This is a genomic window from Nonomuraea sp. NPDC059194 (assembly GCF_042754765.1).
In the GTDB taxonomy this organism is placed as follows: domain Bacteria; phylum Actinomycetota; class Actinomycetes; order Streptosporangiales; family Streptosporangiaceae; genus Nonomuraea.
The window spans coordinates 1-1,357 of record NZ_JBHZBH010000121.1; the positions used below are offsets into that span (position 1 = coordinate 1).

Sequence of the window (1,357 nt, forward strand, 5' to 3'; positions counted from 1 at the left end):
CAGGGCTGATGCGTTCTCACGTGGTGAGACCAAGTAGCTGAAGTCCGTCGGCGGGATGGTTGCGGTAATGATCGGTGGCGGCGGCGATGTTGGTCCAGCCGATCAGGCGGGTCAGGCCGATGGCCAGGTTGCGGAGGCTAGCCAAGAGTCGTGGTGCGGTGCCGGTCCTCACCTTGCAGGCGTCTTCGCGGTAGGTGACGTCGCGGATGTGGTGCAGGGCTTCGATGCTCCAGTGCCCGCGGATCAGCGCGGCGAGCTGGGCGTGAGTGATCTGGCCCGGCGGGAGACTCGTGATGGCGTAGATCGTGACGATGGTGGTCTTGCCGGTCCTGCGGTCGGTACGGCGGCGCTTGACCTGGATGGCCTGCAGGGCGTGCGGGAAGGGCAGGCCAGGCCGGACGGTGCAGATCTTCATGCGGCGGATCTCGCGACGCCCGTGCCCGGTCTCGTCGGTGCGGTCGTTGAGAATGGCCTCGCGCCAGGGCAGGGCCTTGAGCCTGCGGTGCAGCGTGGGCTGGTTGCCCTTGACCACCAGCAGGTAGTGGCCGCCGGCGGCGACGATCTGCCGGGCGTGCTCGTGCTGGGTGTGCAGGGCGTCGGCAGTGACCACCACGCCGGACAGGTCCAGCTCGGCCAGCAGCGGCGTGAAGGCGGGGATCTCATTGCTCTTGGCCGCGACCTGGGCTTGGGCCACCACCACCTGGGTGTCGTGACGGACGGCGGCCAACAGGTGGGTCACGCCTTCGCTGGTACGGCTGCCGCGCAGCGTCTTGCCGTCCACGGCCAGGCCGAGCAGCGGCATGCGGGTGAGCGTGGTGGGTGGCGGAGCACAGGTAGTCAGCGTGGCCAGGTAGGCGCAGGTCGCGGCGTCGAAGGCGTCGCCGTCCAAGCGCGACAGCAGTCGTCCCAGGGTGCTGGCAGCCAGCCGTATCGCGGCAGGTAAGCCGAGGCGCTCGCGCAGCTCGGGATCGCATCCGGTGATGAACCGGGTCATCTTCGCCAGGGAGGTGGCGCCGCCGAGGACGGCGAGCAAGGCCAAGGCCAGCAGCGGTCCGAGCGGGTAGCGGCGCCCGCGACGGCTGCGCGGGTCGGGTACGGCGTGCAGGACCTCGACCAGGGCGGGCAGGTCGGTGAGGTCCATCAGCGGGTCGGAGGCGGTGACGTGCTCCAGGTGGCGGCAGAGCACGTCGATCGGGGAAGATGGCACGCGAACGCGGCCCCTGTTCTTGATCGACTGGCTTAGACAACCGACGATCATCAGGGGTCGCGTTTGTCATCTCCACACCGGGGCGCCGCTCAGCGATCCGTCCGTCCCAGGGCCGCAACCGTCTCACCAGCCGAGAACGCTTCAGCCCTG

Annotated in this window: 1 protein-coding gene; it reads right to left on the bottom strand. The window is 69.3% G+C overall.

Features of this window, described 5'->3' with window-relative positions; genetic code table 11:
- Positions 1-16: 16 nt before the first annotated feature.
- On the bottom strand, positions 17-1,207 hold the full coding sequence (locus tag ACFXJ8_RS44075; RefSeq protein WP_379651552.1) for an ISAs1 family transposase: 1,191 nt from the start codon (positions 1,205-1,207) through the stop codon (positions 17-19).
- Positions 1,208-1,357 lie beyond the last annotated feature (150 nt).